This window comes from Neorhizobium sp. P1_A6 (assembly GCF_056406795.1).
This window is the reverse complement of the sequence record NZ_JBFTZM010000001.1, coordinates 867721-886188: the sequence shown is the minus strand read 5'-3', so window position 1 is coordinate 886188 and position 18468 is coordinate 867721. Positions and strand designations below refer to the sequence as shown.

Annotated in this window: 14 protein-coding genes and 5 pseudogenes; 3 read left to right on the top strand and 16 right to left on the bottom strand. The window is 55.3% G+C overall.

Going from position 1 to position 18468, the window contains the following annotated elements:
- Nucleotides 1-204: pseudogene (locus AC1D3C_RS04105) on the bottom strand (IS481 family transposase); the annotation flags it as partial.
- A 48-nt stretch (nucleotides 205-252) separates the two neighbouring features.
- Here AC1D3C_RS04105 and AC1D3C_RS04100 point away from each other — a divergent pair.
- Nucleotides 253-970, top strand: a pseudogene (locus tag AC1D3C_RS04100) (IS5 family transposase).
- Here the strand turns inward: AC1D3C_RS04100 and AC1D3C_RS04095 are convergent.
- From AC1D3C_RS04095 to AC1D3C_RS04030, 14 genes and pseudogenes are all read right to left on the bottom strand, one after another.
- Nucleotides 967-1041 (bottom strand): annotated as a pseudogene (locus AC1D3C_RS04095) (hypothetical protein); the annotation flags it as partial. The pseudogenes AC1D3C_RS04100 and AC1D3C_RS04095 overlap by 4 nt on opposite strands.
- A gap of 28 nt (nucleotides 1042-1069) precedes the next feature.
- Nucleotides 1070-1752, bottom strand: a pseudogene (locus tag AC1D3C_RS04090) (transposase); the annotation flags it as partial.
- A 160-nt stretch (nucleotides 1753-1912) separates the two neighbouring features.
- Nucleotides 1913-4093 carry a hypothetical protein gene (locus AC1D3C_RS04085; protein ID WP_477481972.1) on the bottom strand — a complete coding sequence of 727 codons (2181 nt, stop codon included), beginning with the start codon at nucleotides 4091-4093 and terminating at the stop codon, nucleotides 1913-1915.
- Between the two features lie 139 nt (nucleotides 4094-4232).
- Nucleotides 4233-4461 (bottom strand): annotated as a pseudogene (locus AC1D3C_RS04080) (IS66 family transposase zinc-finger binding domain-containing protein); the annotation flags it as partial.
- 126 nt (nucleotides 4462-4587) lie between these two features.
- Nucleotides 4588-5709, bottom strand: a complete 1122-nt coding sequence (gene rfbB, locus AC1D3C_RS04075; RefSeq protein WP_477481971.1) for a dTDP-glucose 4,6-dehydratase — start codon at nucleotides 5707-5709, stop codon at nucleotides 4588-4590.
- Between the two features lie 22 nt (nucleotides 5710-5731).
- The gene (rffA, locus tag AC1D3C_RS04070) at nucleotides 5732-6868 is read right to left on the bottom strand and encodes a dTDP-4-amino-4,6-dideoxygalactose transaminase (RefSeq protein WP_247036971.1); all 1137 of its coding nucleotides are present in this window, start codon (nucleotides 6866-6868) and stop codon (nucleotides 5732-5734) included.
- Nucleotides 6861-7751 carry a glucose-1-phosphate thymidylyltransferase RfbA gene (rfbA, locus tag AC1D3C_RS04065; RefSeq protein ID WP_247036969.1) on the bottom strand — a complete coding sequence of 297 codons (891 nt, stop codon included), beginning with the start codon at nucleotides 7749-7751 and terminating at the stop codon, nucleotides 6861-6863. The genes rffA and rfbA overlap by 8 nt, the downstream gene beginning before the upstream one ends.
- 109 nt (nucleotides 7752-7860) lie before the next feature.
- On the bottom strand, nucleotides 7861-8496 hold the full coding sequence (locus AC1D3C_RS04060) for a class I SAM-dependent methyltransferase (protein ID WP_247036966.1): 636 nt from the start codon (nucleotides 8494-8496) through the stop codon (nucleotides 7861-7863).
- A gap of 97 nt (nucleotides 8497-8593) precedes the next feature.
- Nucleotides 8594-9538, bottom strand: a complete 945-nt coding sequence (locus tag AC1D3C_RS04055; RefSeq protein WP_293405637.1) for a glycosyltransferase family 2 protein — start codon at nucleotides 9536-9538, stop codon at nucleotides 8594-8596.
- Complete coding sequence (locus tag AC1D3C_RS04050; RefSeq protein ID WP_477481970.1) at nucleotides 9535-9864, bottom strand: phytanoyl-CoA dioxygenase family protein; 330 nt, start codon at nucleotides 9862-9864, stop codon at nucleotides 9535-9537. The genes AC1D3C_RS04055 and AC1D3C_RS04050 overlap by 4 nt, the downstream gene beginning before the upstream one ends.
- Nucleotides 9861-10361, bottom strand: a complete 501-nt coding sequence (locus tag AC1D3C_RS04045; RefSeq protein ID WP_247036960.1) for a phytanoyl-CoA dioxygenase family protein — start codon at nucleotides 10359-10361, stop codon at nucleotides 9861-9863. The genes AC1D3C_RS04050 and AC1D3C_RS04045 overlap by 4 nt, the downstream gene beginning before the upstream one ends.
- Complete coding sequence (locus tag AC1D3C_RS04040) at nucleotides 10358-11590, bottom strand: class I SAM-dependent methyltransferase (protein ID WP_477481969.1); 1233 nt, start codon at nucleotides 11588-11590, stop codon at nucleotides 10358-10360. Before AC1D3C_RS04040 ends, AC1D3C_RS04045 begins: the two co-directional genes overlap by 4 nt.
- Nucleotides 11591-12571: 981 nt before the next feature.
- A complete protein-coding gene (locus AC1D3C_RS04035) occupies nucleotides 12572-13435 on the bottom strand; it encodes a glycoside hydrolase family protein (RefSeq protein WP_477481968.1) in 864 nt (287 codons plus the stop codon).
- Nucleotides 13436-13515: 80 nt separating this feature from the next.
- Nucleotides 13516-14178, bottom strand: coding sequence for an acetyltransferase (locus AC1D3C_RS04030; protein WP_477481967.1), 663 nt, complete (start codon nucleotides 14176-14178; stop codon nucleotides 13516-13518).
- Between the two features lie 265 nt (nucleotides 14179-14443).
- On the opposite strand from AC1D3C_RS04030, the gene AC1D3C_RS04025 reads away from it, so the two are divergent.
- Nucleotides 14444-15259, top strand: coding sequence for a phytanoyl-CoA dioxygenase family protein (locus AC1D3C_RS04025; RefSeq protein WP_477481966.1), 816 nt, complete (start codon nucleotides 14444-14446; stop codon nucleotides 15257-15259).
- A gap of 82 nt (nucleotides 15260-15341) precedes the next feature.
- Here AC1D3C_RS04025 and AC1D3C_RS04020 read toward each other — a convergent pair whose 3' ends face one another.
- Entirely contained in the window at nucleotides 15342-16295 is a 954-nt protein-coding gene (locus tag AC1D3C_RS04020) for a glycosyltransferase family 2 protein (protein WP_477481965.1), read from the bottom strand.
- A gap of 283 nt (nucleotides 16296-16578) precedes the next feature.
- On the opposite strand from AC1D3C_RS04020, the gene AC1D3C_RS04015 reads away from it, so the two are divergent.
- Nucleotides 16579-18423, top strand: coding sequence for an ArnT family glycosyltransferase (locus AC1D3C_RS04015; RefSeq protein WP_477481964.1), 1845 nt, complete (start codon nucleotides 16579-16581; stop codon nucleotides 18421-18423).
- Nucleotides 18424-18468: the final 45 nt, after the last annotated feature.

Below are 18468 nucleotides of genomic sequence, written 5' to 3'. Positions count from 1 at the left end.
TTCCTCGACCGAGAGAACTGTCGATCTCGGTTCCTTCGGGCCGGTCGGAAGGTCCGTGACTGAGGTCCGCTTCCGCCACTTGGCAACGGTCTTCTGATTGATCCCGTAACGCTTCGAAAGCGTCCTCAGGCTCTCTTGACTATGCTGTATCGCTCGACGGACTGCCTCTGTCGTCGTGGCGCTCCCATGAAGAACCTGGCCCATAGCGCATCCTTTGATTCGCAAGACAAGAATGCCCCATCAAAGCCTGGGATCAAACATCTAGAGCCGCGAGGCGTGCCTCGCGTCGATGGCCGACGGGTGCTGAACGGCATCTTTTGGGTTCTACGATCCGGTGCCCCTTGGCGTGATGTCCGGGAAAGATATGGACCATACACAACGTGCTATAATCGTTTCAGGCGCTGGACGATTGCCGGAATTTGGGACGGGTTGCTGGACGCAGTCACGCGCCCCTCGGATGACGGGCGTCACGATGATCGACGGCACTTCAGTTCGTGTTCATCATAGCGGCAACGCTCAGGGCGACCCATCAGGATCGCTACCTTGGGCGAAGTCGCGGTGGTCTTACCACCAAAATCCATGCCGTTACTGATGGAAACGGGCTGCCAATCAAGATCGCCATTACACCTGGTAATGCCCATGATCTAACTGCGGCTAGCGAACTGCTCGATGATCTTCCATTGGATGCCCTGCTTCTCGCAGACAAAGCCTACGACGCCGATTGGCTCCGCGCGAAGGTGAGAACCAAGCGCTCTTGGGCAAACATTCCGCCAAAATCCAACCGCAAGATAACGCTCGTCTTCAGCCCATGGCTATACAAAAAGCGGAACCTCATTGAGCGATTCTTCAGTAAACTGAAATGTTACCGACGGATTGCAACCGCTACGACAAACTCGGCACGAATTTTCTTGCTATGACCAAGCTGGCTTGTGTTCGCCTCACTCTCCGCCATAACGAGTCCACGGCTTAGTTCGGCGGGGGTGCCGATAAGCCGTTCACGAGCGAAATCGGCACCTTGTTGCCGATCGCGCTATGTGGCCGGAACTCGTTATAGTCTCTACGCCAATCCTACGACTGCCAAAACCCTAATCTTGCGGCCGGTAGCCAACTGGTCGTGAACGAAATGCATCGCCCAGACATGGTTGGAATGGGTCGGTTCCGTACGGTCAGTCCGCAGCTTCGCTTTGACCCGTGGCTTCGGAACCTTGTTGCGGAGCTGGAGGTCCATCTCCTTGTAAAGGCGATAGATTCGCTTTGGATTGACAGGCCGTACGCCACGTCTGAGCATGACATGAACACGCCGATAGCCGTAGCGCACCAGTGTCTGACAGATGTCCTTGATCTTCAGCTTCAACTCGGCCTGCTCGCCGCGCCTAGACTTGTAGATATACGGCGACCGATCGATCTTCAACACCGAACATGCGCGCCGATCGAGACCTTCCAGTCCGCCTTGACCGTGTCGACAAGCTTGCGCTTGCGGGCAGGCCTCATAGCTTTTTTGACAGCACGTCCTGGAGCATGGCTTTGTCCAATGATAGGTCCGCCACGATCCGCTTCAGCTTGGCATTCTCCTCTTCGAGCTGGCGAAGACGCTTCATCTCCGAGGGCATCAGGCCGGCGTATTTTTGCGCCAGTTGTAAACGTCGCGTCCGAAATTCCTGCCTTGCGGCAGATCTCGCCGATCGGCGTGCCATCCTCTGCCTGCTTCAACACGAACGCGATCTGCACTTCCGAAGACTTCGAAGCCTTCATCGAATTCTCCTCTTCTTCCCACCAGGGATCATAAGTGGAAAATTCCAGGTCCAAATGGCCTACTTTGACGGCGGCATGTCAGCAGGCCTTAACCCGACGCAGAACTAACGCGTGGCTCGTTGCCGAGTGATCAGGACTACCTATTCAGTCCTGCGGGGGTTTATTGGAAAGCCTGCCCACTGACTCGCGCCCCATGCTGGTTCAGCGACTTTGTTTCGTTGAGGCTCTGTTCGACTAGACCATCCGGTATATTTGCGACACTGGACCAGTACGTCTTCCAGCTCTCAAATGCGGCATTCAGGCACCGCGTGGTGTTCTTTTCCGAAGCAGCCCTCTCGGCGCGTTGCAGGCCAGCACCTATCTCCGCCGTCAAAGCAGCGTCCGATAACACCGATTGCTGAAGACGCCGCAGGAACTCTACCCCAAGCTCGCAATTCTCTTGGGTGATCGTAATGTTGTTTCCGGTAAACAGGTCTGGGCGGTCGTTGATCACCTTCCATGTGTCAAGGAAGCAGTCGCCGGGGAACCGTCCGAACTCATCGACCGGCAATTGCAGCACGGCGTCGGTAAATTTCTTACCCTGTTCGTCCGAGGGCTGCGGTCCTCCGGTGATATAGGTAAACGCTGCTGCATAACGGCATGGGAAGCCGGCCGCGGCCTCGGCGTATCGCGCATTCAAGATTGGCGGAAATCCCTTCTGCCTGATGGCCTCATCCAATCCAGACTGCACAAACGCGAAGTCTTTGAGCGTTCCATCGCGCAGGTTCAAACGATATCGGCAGAGAGGCCAGGTTTGGAACTCCAAGGCGGAATAGGATCGCAGATCCTTTGCAGATGGCCATGAAGTAATTCGGAACTCGAGCACGACATCTTGCTCCGGAATTTCGCCGGCCGCCGTCCGGGAGATTGTGGCGTATGTCGGGAGGGTTGCTTTCGCCATCTCTCGATCGCATCCGAAGTTCATCCTCGACATTCGCCGCATGTGGCTCGTCAGGAAATAGTTTTCCTGGTCGCTATAGTTGAAGGGGACGCCATCAACATCCTCCTCAACGAGGGGAAACGGTGACGTCAGGTCAGCGCCATCGGGGTAAAAATACATGGTGCTGCCGAACCGGAAGACTGCCAGATCCTGGAAGTTGAAAACGTTGATCTTGTGGATACCGAACGCCATAGCCGATGATCCGAAGATGCTCTTTGACATGCCGGCGATCGGCCGCGCATCGGGGTCTGTCGTGCCGATCGGGAGCCTTACAAGAAAGGCTATCGCAAGGACAAGAAGCGTCACGATCGTTCCGGCGAAGAAAGGCGAAGACACTTTCCCCTTGGCGAGATCATGGGGGGAGATCGAAGCTGGCCTGATATAACGGTCTGGGATGTTCGAATGGGCGAATAGCAGGGACCAGAAGGCCAGCTCATACCAACCGAGATACTGGAGGGGAAGGACGATCGCGCTGATCAGAAAGAACAATAGGCCCCAGATGATCGTGAACATCCGGACCCATCGGCCCATGAAAATTCCCGGAAGCGTCAGCACGTACCAAGCGAACATTCCGGCAATGGTGAACTTTCCGAGCGCGACAAAGCCCCAGGGGAATACGTTATAGAAGCTCCACATATGGCTGAAAAGGTCGGGGTTTGCCGCCGGCGACAGCATGACCCAAGAGATGATCAGCCCGGACATCCATGCTTCATCGGTCGTGTGCCATGCAACCGAGTACAGGCAGACGCAGAAATAGGCGAACAGGCCGCACAGTTTGGCGACGAGGATGCGATCCTCACTGGCGGGACCGGTCAAGGCGCGGAGTTTTCGGATCAGCTGCCCGATCCACCGTTTATTCACCAAAACTGCATCGATGGACAATGTCAGCCCGCCAGGCGCTAAGAGAACGATCATCAGGCAGATCGACATCACCATGGTCCCAAGCGTCGATGCGCCCAGGTAGTTGTCGAAGATGATATTGGATGTCGACATCAAGACGAAAACGGAGACGGGCGTTAAGAAACCAACCGTCACACATGCCGCCACAAGCGTCGCGCCGGCTGCCAAAGCCGTCGCAGTGAGGTTGGTGCCCGACATCGCCATCATCAGCATCTCACCATATCGGACTGTCGCCAAGGCCCCGACGATGATTCGGAATAGGTCGATGCGTCTGAGATCGGCAGTCAAGCCGTGCTCCGACAGCGCCCGCCGGCGCCTGGAGAACTCAGCTATTCGATGGGTGATGCCGTCTGCTTGTCGAAGAATTGGCCCGGCATTGAACGCGGCGATAGATGCCAAAAGAACGAGAACAAACACCAAGTACTCGTAAAGCGGGTTACCATCACTGAATGCGTAGACCATTTCGATATCTCATTTCGATCGCGAGGCGTTGCGGCCCAGATTGGGCGACGGCGACTGCGCTGTAGTCGTTCCTGGTATACTTGACTTTGTGGCGGCGGCTGTGAACGTCAAGACAAACACGGCGACTGGAAGCCATGCTTGGTCCCACGTGGTCAACGCAGGGCGTCTTCTCACACTCGCGGCAGGTGAACTTCTCCCCCGCACCGTCTGGATGACCTCCCACTGACGTGGGACGACCTTAAGGGTCTGGTAATCTCCTCGCCGAGCTTCGACAGTTTGGCCGATCCACAGCAGGCGCAATTCGTGGGACCTGCGTGACGGACGCTTGCGCTCGAAGGCTTTGAGCGGCCCAGACGGCGTGGTGCAGGCATGAACGATGCAACAATCCCATTCGCAGTCTGTACCATCGCCTGCGTACCGGCTCGTCCGACGGACATAATTCCGCCGGCTAGTTTCAGTCCAGCCATTGTGATCTCCATCTATTCTTCGCAGAGTCATAAGCCGCCGAAATCACTTGGCCTTGGGCAATCTCTGAACTGCCCCAGACGCTCGCGCTGGTAAGTGCCATCTTGTACGCGACGGCACCAGTCGAGGTTGTTGAGATACCACTGCACGGTTTTCCGGATGCCGGTTTCGAAAGTCTCTACCGGTCGCCAGCCGAGCTCGCGCTGAATTTTGCTGGCGTCGATCGCGTAGCGACGGTCGTGCCCTGGCCGATCTCCCACATGGGTGATGAGGGCGCGATATTCCTTAACGGCGCACCCAGAAGCCAGCGGAGCGAGTTCCTGCAGAACGTCGCAGAGGATTTGAACCACCTCGATATTTCGCTTTTCGTTGTGGCCACCAATATTGTAGGTCGCTCCGACCTGGCCTTCGCTGACCACCTTGTAAAGGGCACGCGCGTGGTCCTCAACGTAGAGCCAGTCTCGTATTTGATCGCCAGCGCCGTAGACGGGCAAAGGTTTGCACTCCAATGCGTTGAGGATTACCAGGGGAATCAGCTTCTCCGGGAAATGATAAGGGCCATAATTGTTGGAGCAGTTGGTCACCAGCACCGGCAGGCCATATGTTCGCATCCAGCCGCGAACCAGATGATCGGAACTAGCCTTGCTCGCCGAGTATGGGCTGCTTGGGGCATAACCAGTGTTTTCGGTAAAGAGGTGGCGGTGGGCATCCACGGTATCGGCCGGATGAGGCAGGTCGCCGTAAACTTCATCGGTCGAGATGTGATGGAACCGGAAGGCCTGCCGACGCTCTGCATCCAGTCCCTGCCAATAAGCTCGAGCAACCTCGAGCAAGGTATAGGTGCCAATGATGTTGGTCTCGATAAAGGCCGCAGGGCCATCGATGGACCGATCAACGTGGCTTTCTGCCGCAAGGTGCATGACGGCGTCGGGATGGTGCTGAGCGAATACCCGTTCCAATTCGACGCGATTGCAGATATCGACCTGCTCGAACGCGTAGCGGTCGGAGTTATCAACCTCGCGCAGATTTTCGCGATTCCCGGCGTAGGTCAGCTTATCGACATTGACGACCAGGTCGCCGGTATTCTGGATGATGTGGCGGATAACCGCCGAACCGATAAAGCCGGCTCCGCCGGTGACCAGAATTTTCATTCCGGTCGACGTTGTTGATCGGTCAGCCGATGGCATTATTCAAAACCTTGACGACCTGTTCCTGCTGCTCGGCGGTCAGGTCAACCCACAGCGGCAAACGCACCAGCCTCTCCGACTGCATCGTGGTCACCTCCAAGCCGCCCTGCGTGCGGCCATACCGTTTCCCGGCTGGCGACGAATGCAGGGGCACATAATGGAACACCGAGAAAATCTCGTTCCTCTTCAACTCGTTGAGCACGTTTTGACGATCGATTTCCGGCGACAGCAACACGTAGTACATGTGGGCATTGTGCTGGCAATCAGCCGGCACGATGGGCCGGCGAAGCAATCCTCTATCCTCCAGCGGCTCAAGAAGCGTGTGGTAACGTTGCCAAATGCCCAAGCGGTGACTGGTGATGCGCTCGGCTTCTTCAAGCTGGGCGCACAGGAAAGCAGCAATCAACTCGCCCGGCAGGAACGAAGAGCCCACCTCCTGCCAGGTGTATTTATCGACCTCGCCTCGAAAAAAGCGACCACGGTCCGTGCCTTTTTCACGGATGATTTCGGCGCGCACCGCCAGAGCGGGGTCGTTCACCAGCAGGGCTCCGCCTTCCCCTGAAATTACATTCTTGGTTTCGTGAAAGCTGTAAGCCCCGAGATCGCCAATGCTGCCGAGCGCCCGGCCTTTATAAGCTGCCATCACGCCCTGTGCCGCATCCTCCACGACCTTAAGACCATGTCGTTTGGCAATGCCCATGATGGCGTCCATCTCGCAAGCCACACCCGCATAATGAACCGGAGCGATGGCGCGAGTGCGCGAGGTGATGGCCGCCTCGATGAGACGCTCGTCGACATTCAAAGTGTCTTCCCGGATATCGATGAACACTGGAACGCCGCCGCGCAGCACGAACGCGTTGGCTGTCGAAACGAACGTGTACGAAGGCATGATGATCTCGTCACCGGGCTCGATGTCGAGAAGCAAAGCCGCCATTTCCAACGCGGCGGTGCACGAGTGGGTCAGCAGCGGTTTTGCGCATCCACTCTGATTTTTCAGCCACTCATGGCAGCGCTTGGTAAAAGGCCCGTCACCGGCGAGCATGTTGCCGAACTTGGCTTCCGCGATATAGAATAGCTCTTTACCGGTCATGAACGGCCGGTTGAACTGAATTTTCTTACTCACCACCTATCCCCTGAAGCCTGTGCCACTCGTCGGCAACGCCGCGCAGATAATCGCTGTATTCGCATGCCGGCATGCGCTCAATCAATTTTTCGAACTGGGCGATGCTGAGGAACTCTCTCACCAGGGCCGCCTCCTCCGGACAACCGATTTTCACGCCTTGCCGTCGCTCAATCGCCTCGATGTAGGAAGAAGCTTCGTGGAGCGCGGTACTGGTGCCGGCGTCAAGCCAGGCAAAACCGCGGCTCAGTCGCCGCACCTGCAGCTTGCCAAGCCTCAGGTATTCCAGATTGATGTCCGTAATCTCCAATTCGCCCCGAACAGACGGCTTTACGGCCTTTGCGATGTCCAGCACGCTATTATCGTAGAGATACACGCCAGGGACGGCATAGTTGCTTTTAGGATGTCGAGGCTTCTCTTCAATGGAGATCGCCTTTCCGTTCTGGTCGAATTCCACCACGCCGTAGCGCTCGGGGTCCTTGACGTGGTAGGCGAAAATGGTTGCACCATCCGTGAAACTGGAGACCGCCCGAGGGAAATCGTCGCCGCCCGAAAAAATATTGTCGCCCAGCATCAGGATCACATCATCGGAGCCGACGAAATCTGCCGCGATCAAAAACGCCTGTGCTATCCCTTCCGGTCTCGGCTGCGCTCGATACTGGATTGCCACTCCCCATTGATCACCGTGTCCAAGCAAATTCTGATAGCGAGGCAGGTCGTGCGGCGTCGCAATGAGGCAGAATTCCTTCACGCCTGACGCAATCAGAACGGTCAGGGGGTAATAAATCATAGGCTTGTCGAAAACAGCCTGTAGCTGTTTACTGGAAACCTGCGTCAGAGGATACAGGCGCGAACCCGCGCCGCCAGCAAGAACAATCGCTTTCACTCGTGTCTCCCCCCACAGAATGCGACCACATCATACTCGCTATCATTGTCAAAATAGCAACGCACGAGCTGGACGATCTCACGAGCCGCATAAACGACGAGCTTCAGCATCATAGCTGCTTCCTCACGATGATCGTAAACTCGTATAGCTCATAGTCATGCAACAACGCCACCTGTCGGGAATAACGGCGCTTGCAAAGATCAAATAGATCCAGCGGATTGGCATAATATAGATCGCTCCGCATCCGGTCTGCGTCTGAATAGGACGTCAAACAATTGAAGGAAAACCCCTTTCGGCTCGTCGCGTTCATCATGTCCAGCGCTTCAATCAAATACCCAAGCCACTCCTCGTCGGCTCGCCCGAGCCGCACATTGAAAATCCCCGACGCTACGGAATAATCAACGACCTCGCCTGGCGACTTGCCCAACCTGAATGTGACATCCGGTGATGCGGCGAAGCGCGAACGCGCTGCTTCAATCATCGGCAGAGCGATATCAACACCCACGTAACGGGTAGCGTGGCCTAGCTGCGCAAGGTGGTCGAGCAATGCACCGTAGCCACATCCTATATCGGCGATGGAATAAGGTTGCGAGGCGTCGACCACCTTAAGTAATTGATTGAACCGCATGAACTGGCCGGCTTGGCTGTTCCAATCCACGCCTGCTGCGGTCTGGCCATGTTCGGCGATCCTTCCGGCGTAATAATTCGCCACATCCTTCAGGATGTCATCCCTCGCTTCAGCCAAAACGTGTCTCCTCCCATTTGCATCGTGTGCGGAGGGCGCATCTGAAGGAGCCTCCGCCCCCATAAGTTGTTATAGGTATAGTATGCAAAATGATCGCTTAGTCCTGTGAATGACGTCGAGAATAAATTTCTTGAACAATCGTTCGAGGCCGATCCTTCACCTCCTCCAATATCTGCTTCACGTAAAGGCCCATCAATCCGGTAAAGACAGCATTCAGACTGAAGAAGAATACGACGACTGCCATAAGTGATGACCATCCGTCTTGAATTGGACCAGTCATCGCATGGAAAACTACAAAGGCGCCGTAAACAATACCCAGGAAAGCCATTATCAGACTAAAGCACAGCATTAACATCAAGGGCTTTGCGGAGAACGTCGTTATAGCAAGAGCAGTTAGAGCGACCCGTCGCCCCAACGAGTAGGTCGTATCCGAAGTGCTGGCTTTGACAAAAGTGAAGGATGCCTGAGGATAACCAGCAAGAATGCTCAGTGGAACGAAAACCGGGTTCTTGTCGCGGAAATTAAGCAGGGTGGCCACATAACGGCGGGTCATCAATCGCATTGTCGATACGTTTTCGGGTATGCGGACTTCGCTCAATACAGAGAAAAGCCAATAGAATATACGTCCGGATATCCGCTCGAGCCGGCCGCCTTTCCGGCTTTCCTGCAGTCCGTAGACGCAGTCGACTGCTTTTTCCCGCAAAACACACGACATTTCCGAAAGCAATTCTGGTGGTTCCTCGAGATCGCTGTCAATCAGGAATATCAGATCACCCTGAGCATGTTCCAACCCCACCAACATCGCTCTATGATGGCCGAAGTTTCTGCTGAGGCACACCAGCGATATCCGAGGGTCGAGCTCGACCCATCTTCGAACGATGCTCACCGAGCCGTCCGGACTACCATCATCGACAATCACAATTTCGATGTCATCCGACACCGCCTCTCCCGCAGCCAAGGCGCGTTGGATGAACTCCTCGATCGTGCCCATGGACCGGTATAAGGTGGTGACGATAGAAAGTTTGCGGGTCATGGGAATCATGCAACTTTCGGTGACCGCGACTTGAGCCAATCGATCACCGAAGGAAATTGCTCCAGCCCATAGCCAAGTATTTTCTTCTGCCGGTCTGTAAAATCTGGAGGTTCCCACAACACAGAAGGAACGTGGAACTGCTGACGCAGCGTCGGAATCGTGAAGACGTGATTGATGGCGCGCCGATTTTCATCGGTCCTATTTGTGCTGCCAGCGTGGTAAACCATGCAGTTCAAGACGATGACCGTTCCCCGCTTGACGGTAACGCGGGTTTCGAACCGGCGAACAACTTCGTCAAGGGGAAACGCTTCGCGATGATGAGTTCTCCGGATCACGCGCGTGGCACCATTTTCGATAGTAAAGTAAAGTCGTCCAACGCAAAGAGTGCGTTGATGGCGAGCGGGCGCGAGCTCGTGAAATGTTGATACGGCAAATCTCTGTGGTACTGCGCTTGATGATATTTGCTAAGGTTACCGCGGTTTATCAGGCAGTTCACCTGGTTCAGAACGAAGTAGTTGGCGAGGAGCCGCGACAGCAACTGATAAAGTGGCGGGTGAAAAACGACTCTCCAGAAATTCGGGCAGACTATTGGAAGAAGGCGGATTGTATCGCGCTCATTAATCTCCCTTAGCTCATAACCTTGGGTTGACACCTCGATTTCGTACTGTACTTCTGATCTATTGAACAATTGCGAGAGTTCATCGAACTGAGCGCCGGTCAATCCGGAATTTAGCGTTGTGTAACCTAGTGACCTGACCTCCTCCGCGAGGACGTCATAGATATCGTTTGCTTCGGTTGTCGCAATAACTCCGTAGCGAGCAATTTCTGTCATGGCATCGCATCCTGCCTTGCAATTTCCAAAGAATGAAAAATCGGGACATCTTCCGATCTAAAACGATCTCGAACAAGGGGCCAACTTCGCTCATGCACAGCTGCGATGAGGGGCATTTTTGGAAAGCTCAGGAAATCTTTGGTTGATATCACAGGCTTACTATAGAAATTGGTCTCTACCGGCTGATCCCTTACAAAAAATTCGGCGTTTTCGATGACGGAGGGGCTATAGGCGTGAAGAAGATCCGAATACTCACCCGTGCCGAAGATACCATACTTCCAGCCTTTGAGCACCCTATCAGCCGCATCTTGCATTCTGCTCCAGGTATTCACATATTCTGCGCGCTGTTGAGAAAGAAACCCGAAGGCGCGGCTCTGGTTGTCAAGGGCGCCGCCGCCCGACCGCAAAAGGTGAATCCGAAAGCCCTGCAGGCCGCCCGTCAAAGGAGAGTTCGCAATCATCCGGAGGTTTACACCAGCTACAATCATAGCCAACGAAGCGGACGTAAAGTTGGATAGATGATCGTAAAAGAGTAATTCCGATCCTGCTATCTCTCCATCGGGACATACGACTATGATATTTCCCGTATTATCAATGACTCGTCGGCATGCTTGGAGAAAACCGTGGGGATTACGCGTGTGCTCAATGACGTTGACGGAGAGGCAAAGATTATAACTGTGGGCGCTCTCCTCGAACTGCTCGGCAAAGCCCTCGTGGATGGAAATCCGACCTCCCGCTATCGAGCGCGCATACGCGGCTACTCTGGAACTAGGCTCCACTCCAGTGGCGACTTGGGCGCCAAGACGGTTGGTCAGATCATTGAGTAACGTACCGCTACCGCATCCAAATTCGATGATTTTGGAAAAGTTGCCTCCCTTGCCCAGATGATGCGTCAAGAAAGCTTCTATCTGTCGACCATATTCGGCGGAGCGCGCAGCCTCCGCCATCGCGTCTCGTAAGCCGATCGAGTAATCGGCGCTATAGATCTCTTTTATTTGCTCTTCTGAAAAATTCTGGGCGTGGAAGCCATGGCCGCAGTCGTTACAAGAACCCCGCCTAAGGGGATTTGAGATAACCTTGCCATCACTAACCATCGAACGAGATGCATGGGGAACAGGTAAATCCCGACAATCTACCGACCCGCATGCGGGGCACTTAAAAATATATTCCTTCAAGCGAAGTTCCCCGCAAATGCTCGCCAGCAGACCGCCATAACGCAATTCCGTCACCCCACGCAAGCCTTAACGGGCAAGCGTGGCTCCAGTGAGGAGAGGTTATGATAACTCTACTGCCAGGATGGCGCGCGTTGCTCCCGCTGTCATCAAGGCACAGGCAGAATACCGGCCGTTCGTAAACCACCCGGGACCAGGTCTGAGGCCCCCTCTCTGCAAGTGCCGTGAGGGCGCGAGTGCGACCCTGTGGTAATATTCGGGTCCTCCACCTGGGCACGTATTCCTTTTTAAGGACCATGAGGGCCACGGTTACATGCCGGTAGATCCTGTGTTTGCTATAGCAGGGAACGGTCCTGTTGACGGCGGAAACCATCTGGAGAAAGTATATAACTGTACCGGCAAAAGTCGACGCATGGAGACGTGTTGGCCTATTCCCACTCCTGCTTCGTCACATAAGACGTTGTTGAGAAGGATTGAGGATGGATACCCGACCTGCCTGCATATCGCTCGAGCGTCGGAACCACATCATCGCCTCGGCAGTTGAAGCGAGCATCAACAGCAGGCGAGAAGCGGGAGAAGGTATCGGCGACTGTCAGCGCCCGAATTTTGCGGCCTTTGGCCAACTGCGGCCTTTGGCCAACTGGTCGTCAACGAAGTCCATGGCCCAGACATGGTTGGAATGAGTCGCTTTCGTACCGTCGGCCCCAGCTTCGCCTTCACAACGCTTGGGAACCTTGTTGCGGAGTTGGAGGTCCATCTCCCCGTAAAGGCGATTTCAACTCGGCCGCGGGTGACGCGACTGAAGATCTCAAACTACCGCTCCGTTGACGTTCCTGCCCGCTGCCCCACGACAAGGAGCGCAGGTCGAAGTGGAACGACTCCGGCGTACAACCTTAACGCTGCCGGATAAGGGGCCTGTTCAACCGCCGCGCCATCTCGGGATGACGCATTGCCTGAGGGGACAGAAGCCCTGAACTTAGTCTTGCTTGGGCCTTTGAGCGATTTGCTTTGCAGACGTCAACCTATTTACGCCTGATGTTATGGCGACGTTTGAAGTCGGGCTAAGCCGAAGCCCGTCCTCCCGTAACCATCTCCATTATAAAGCATGTACCTGTTCCCCTTCAAATCGAATACGCACGGATAGGTTATTTCGGTGCGTTCCCAGGGATCTGGTTGCCCTTCCATTTTTACGCGGTCGTCCATACGCTGCCAGCTCTTCCCTCCGTTGACGGAGACTGCATGGCCGAGACAGTAGTTCGGATTGCGGCGTGCATACCACATAGAAAGGATACCATTCGCTTCCTGCAGCACACTTGGGCGAGAAACCGCGAACTCGGAAGGATCTAACTGGCCCGCTAGAGGCAGAACCACGCCAGGCATCTGCTCCCACTCGACACCGTCCAGCGACCGCGCTTGCTTGATGACATGATTCATCTCCAAGCCGCTGCCGCCCCAAAAAAGGTGGCTTCCAAACCACATTCTGTATTCGCCGGCCATTTCCATGACCCAGGGATATCCGAGCGTGAATGGATTTTCTCGACTTCTGCCGACGACCGGAGCGGGGTTCAATCGTTCCAGCGTGCCGTCCTCAAGCACTTCAGCCAAGCCGATGAAGTTGGTGAAGGGAACATGTACTCCAATCGTCCAGCCCAGATAGTAGGCAAACAGACGTTCACCGCGCCGAATGAGGGATGTGACGGTTACACCATCGGCATCAAATGCGCCGCGCGGGCCTGGCCGAAAAAGCGGTCCCCGGATTTCGCCTGTTTCGAACCGGTCCCCGTCAATGAAGATGTCGACGCGGGCAAGGGACGATTTGTTGTCTGCATCGCGGACCGAGTAGAAAATGCTGACGCTTTCGTCAGCTCCGACCAGGACGGTTGGATAGCTTGCATGGCTCACCCACCAGTCCGAGCCACCCCCGGGTTCGACGACACGACCAAGTCGACGCCAAACCTGTTTCGATTCGTTCCCCATTACCATCAAATATTGCGCAGCCTGGTGGATGGAACCTTCCGCTTCTCAATCGTAGCCGTCGGCGCATAAACGCCCTCCGCGTCCGTGCTCTGCTGCACCAGGCAACCGGCGCCCAGCAGTGTAAAAGGCGCGATATCGATATGGTCCACGACCGTCGTGTTCACACCGATGAAGCTGTTACGACCCACTTTGACGCCACCGGAGATCACTACATGCGACGAGATGAAGACATTATCTTCTATAACGGAATGGTGCCCAATATGGTTACCGCTCCAGAGCGTCACATTGTTTCCAATCCGGCAGAAGGGTTGCAACGTATTGTCTTCGAAAATCAGGCAGTTCTCCCCGATCCTGTCGGTCATCACGGTCGCACGCGGGCTCACATAGCTCGTCAGATTATATCCGGCAGAGCGCATGGCCTCGACCTTCTGCGCGCGCAACACGTTCATTTTATTGTATGACAGGGCGACGAACGCATCATAATCGGCGGACGGGAATCGGGCGGTAACCTCTTCGAACGCGACAAGGGGCTTGCCGAACGCGGTATCGCTCTTGACGTAATCGCCGTCGACCGTGAAGGCGGCAATCGTGCGACCGATCGTCTTATGAAAGAGGTAGTCGACAACCTCAGCGATGTCGCCGGCACCAAAAACAATAACAGGCTTCATAGGTAGTTCGTCCTCACCACTATCGCTAGCTGTATTACCCCGCCGACGACCCGTCAACTCTCCATTCCCCGTCGCGTAACACCCTGCCGCTAGCAAGATCAGAATTACCCTTCGCCTAAGCGGACGAAGAGTTGATTGCCAAAGTCACGCTTTGCTGCGTTCACCCAGGTGTCGGTAATCTTGACGTCGGCCAACCAGTTTTGGCTTGGCGCAATTTATTCTCTGGTGGTAGAGGTTGCTGTATAAGAAATCGGAGGGCTCACCCATGAATGAAACGTCACCCATTCCGCGGTATGGCGTCCGCGAGCAGGTTCGGTCCGAATCTGCAATCGACAAAGCTTGCGAGTCGCTGAGACTGCTAGGATATGCGGTCGTTGCCAGTGGCTATGATGCAGAGCAGATGGCACGATTTTCGCTCGCCTTCGACAATGCCAGAGAAAAACTCTTCGCAAAATACGGTCGCGACGAGCTCGCCGCAATCGATGAGCACAACACTATCCGCGTCCTAATGCAGATGAATCCACTCTTCCTTGAGCTGGCCATGAACAAGAATATCCTCGACATATGCCGGCGCCTGATCGGCGGAACGGTGATGCTGAACCAGCAGAACGGTGTTATCAATCCGCCGCTGGGAGAACGTTACAATCAGGGCGCCTACCACCGCGATCTACCACATCAACATTTTACGTCAACGCGGCCGCTGGCGATCAACGCGCTGTTCTGCGTTGACCAATTCACGACCGACAACGGTGCAACCTTTGTGGTGCCCGCTTCGCACAAGCAGGAGGAATTCCCCTCCGATCTCAGCGTCAGTGATTTCCAAATTCAGGTGACGGCACCGGCCGGTTCGTTCATCGTGATCGATTGCATGCTCTATCACGCCGGAGGCGTCAACCGCACTGAAAAGCCGCGCCGCGCCGTGAACCATGTTTATACGATACCGCTTATCAAGCAGCAGATATCGTTGCCGACGGCGCTCGGTGACGACTTCACTCGCGACACCGCAGCGCGCACTCTGCTAGGCTATAGTTTTCAGGTTCCTGATAGCGTTGAGGGCTACTACGCCACACGGAAGAAATAGCCGCTGATTGACATGTGACTTCGGTGATCTGCACTAAATCCTTCGCCTCGAAGCAAGCCCGGTACTCAGTGTTGGCCGGGCTTCACGTCTGCGGCGGATCGGATCTGTCGATCAAGTATAGTGGACGTCCTTTGACGGTGTCAAAGATCCGCGCGATGTAGAGGCCGATGCCGCCGATGCACGTCAAGATTATGCTGCCCATTATCAGATTGGCGGTCATCAGCGCGGTGAAGCCTTCCGGAGGATTTCCCACGAAAGCCATGACTATGAAGAAGATGCCGAGCCCCGCGCTGAAGGCAGCGCATGCCAAGCCGAGCCACAATATCCACACCAGGGGTGCAGTGGACTGGAAGAAGAACCCCCGGATAGAGTGTTTCAGCAGCGTCCTAAGGGTGTAGCTAGATTTTCCAATCTGTCGTGAATGACGCTCGTAGATCAGCGATACGGAATCGAACCCGAGCCAGCGCAGGATGAAGAGATAATGACGCTCATGCTCTTTAAAGCGGAGATAGGCATCGATCACTTGACGCGAAATCAGGCTGAATGATCCATGACTCGGATCGGCTCCAGAGCCGGCGACCTTGTTCATCAGCCAGAAATATATTCGGTTGGCAAGGCGCCGGCCTGCGGGATCGCCCATCTGCCGGCTGGCATAAACAATATCGAAGCCCTTTCGAGCGGCATCGAGAAGATTGGGAATGAATTCGGGCGGATCCTGAAGATCGCAATCCATGATGACCGCATAATCTCCATTGCATTCTGCCAATCCCGCGGTGATAGCAATCTGCTGGCCGAAATTGCGCGACATGCGGATTACCCGAACGCGTCCGTCGCGCGCCGCAATCTTTGAGAGCACGGGCCATTGATCCTGAGGTCCGCGGTCGTCAACGAACACGATTTCATGGCTGTCGACCAGCCGTTCGAGCACGCTTGTCAGGCGTTCGTGAAGGGGGACAAGAGTGCCGGTGCAGCCAAAGCACGGCACCACCACACTTATCTGGGGTCTCGATCTGCTTTGGCCTGAATCGCCTGCCATGTATAAACTCCTCAAAAAGGCACGTCCCTGGATTCGCTGCCTAGTCGGATTAATATTCCGTCACTAGCAAACTTTCCCTGTGCTCTGCAAATCCCTCAAACGAAATAAGCGACAGTTGTTTCCCGTCCTTGAAAGACAGATTTAATAAGACCGATTTCAAGGTTTTTTGATCACGACGTTTGCTGTAAGGAAGTCGCGCGGTGGCAATAATCCATGTCTATTTTCTCAAATCCGACCTCTGTCTGTCCCGCAGATGAGATATTTACCGGAGAAGCGGCGCGACATGCACTCACAGTTTATCGAGGAAAGAGATCAGAACGATAGGGCCGCATCAGAAGCAACTGTCTGCAGCGCTTCAGGCTGGCTGTTCGACGTCGCATTCGCCAGCCTGCTCCCGGCGCTATTTCTGCTTTTTGCGCCGATACAGCGTTTCATGCCGGCCGGATGGGTCGATCCTGGGATCTATTTCGGTCTCTCCATGGATTATTTTGACATAGTCAAAACATATGGCTGGGACTATCATTCGCTGCGTGTATCGTTCGTGTTGCCGAATGTGCTCGCAAACATGCTCATGCCGCCGATACCGGCACGGTTGATCGTCGTTCTCGCTTTCTACCTGGTTGGCCTTTTTGCGCTCTATGACGGCATCCGCATTCTTTGGGGGCGTATGCCTGCCGTCGTCACGACGTCTTTCCTTGCCTATAGTCCTGTCTATCTGCTGGCCAATACGGCCGGCTACGTCGATGGGGCTTATCTCGCCTATGTGCTCTGCCTTTTCGCCGCGCTTGGGCACTGGAGTGTGAGTCGCCAAACGTTCTGGCTGGTTGTCGCCGGCATCTTCGCAATGCTCGCTATCCTCGCCCATACGCTTGCGGTTACCGCGGTGGGGCTTGTCATTCTTTTCTTCCTGATCCTGCGATGGGAAGACATTATTCGTCGGCCGTTTCGTTTTGTGCTGGGCGGGTTGGCCGGCAGTCTTCTGACCTGGCTGTTTTTTGTGGTAGCGCTCCATAAAATCCATTTCGGCATCAGCGCATTTTCTGCGCTGAGTTGGATCGTAAACGCCTCTCTTACCGGGTTCGGCGCCAACTATCGTCATCGACTAATGGACTGGTTGCCAGTTACGACGCGTCATGCGCCCGGCATTGTCGTCTCCCTGACACTGATTCTCCTTCTGCTAGCTCGGCGCTCGGCGGGGTTCCGACGCATCGAAGTCGCGGCGGCCGTCGTCGCGTTCGCCGGCGCAGCCTTGTTTCCGGCCTATGATCTCGGCCTCAAGGGCGTCATGATGCAGACCATCTTTTATGCCGGATTGGCAGTACCGGCATTGGTAATCGGCACTGCTTCCATGAGCGCAATTCTTCTGCCGCAGGCGGGCAATCTGCGCCCTTTGCTTGCGGTTCTCATTGCCCTGTTTTTCATCGTGACGAGCTGGTTCGCACCGGCAATTTTCGTTTCCTTGTCGACATCGGGGCTCAATGTTGACCTATTCGTGCTCACGGCCTGCGGCATGATCATCGGTCTGGTTTTGTTGACGCCGTTGCAAAAGGCTCAATCCGTCAGGACCGCGGCACTGGTGGCGATCGTGATTATTTGCGGCCTGTCGCTGGCAATGAATAGAGACAGCAGGCAGCTCTATAAGACGGCCGGGACTATTGGCAACTTGGAGTACTTCCGAGCCGCCGCCTTCGTTCGCGACCTGCTCAAGTCAGGCGTGCCGACGGGACGGACACCGCTTTTCTGGTTTCAGCGAGACGAATTTGCTGCCCGTGATGGGCGCAACAGAGAGCTTGCGCGCACCCTGCGCTTCGGCGACTCGGAATTCGTGCTGACGCTCTACGATACGCTTGCATCGCTTCGGTTGTGGCATCGTTCGCTACTCCTACCGGAATTGAAGCCGGATCAATCCCTGGAATCAGCGCCCTTCCTGATGAACGCCTCTGTGACCGTCGTCTTCATCGACCAGGACAAAGCCAAACTGCAAGCGGCAATCGACTCGCTGCGCAATGCCGGCGTTAGCTGCAACGTCGCCGACAGATCCACCTTTCACAGCCAATCGTTCGACATCAACGTGACGTTGATTGAGCTGCACGGACCAGGGGACCGTACCCCGGCAAGCTGCGGATGAGGGCCGGCGCGGATGGTAAGGGGGTGCCGATCGCGCACCCATGAG